Here is a 538-nt window from a genome sequence, read left to right on the forward strand (position 1 = left end):
CGACGTCGGCCTGGCCGCCGAAGCCGTTCGGCAGCAGAGCGAGGCGCAGGCGGCGCTCCCGCTGCACCTGAACCTGTCCGCGCGGACCGTGGCGGCGCCACCGTCCCGGTTCGAGCCGCTGACCGAGGCGCTCGGCCTGTCCGGCCGCCGGACCAGGGACGTCGTACTGGAGATCGGGCCGCCGTTCACGCAGATCCCCGCCGATCTGCTGCTCACCGGCATGCGCAGGCTCACCGAACTCGGGTTCCGGCTCGCGCTCGACGGCCTCGGCCGCGGCGACCTGCCGCTCACGCTGCTCGCCTCCGCGCCGATCGACCTGGTGAAACTGGACCGCAGCGTGCTGCGCGGCCTGCCGCACGACCCGGCCGCCGTCGCGGTCGTCGAGGCGGTGCTGCACTTCGCGTCGCGCACCGACAACCGGCTGGTCGCGACGGGGCTCGAAACCACCGAGCAGCTGGAGTCCGCGCGGCGGCTCGGAGTGCGGATCGCGCAGGGCAACCTGCTCGCCCCGCCGGATGGCGACCACGCGCCGATGCCC

General features: G+C 74.9%; 1 protein-coding gene. It reads left to right on the forward strand.

Annotation, left to right across the window (positions count from 1 at the left end; genetic code table 11):
- The coding region (locus CFP71_RS42865) for an EAL domain-containing protein (RefSeq protein WP_143267335.1) at positions 1-538 on the forward strand (538 nt) is incomplete at both ends.

It is taken from the genome of Amycolatopsis thailandensis (assembly GCF_002234405.1).
Taxonomy (GTDB): Bacteria; Actinomycetota; Actinomycetes; order Mycobacteriales; family Pseudonocardiaceae; genus Amycolatopsis; species Amycolatopsis thailandensis.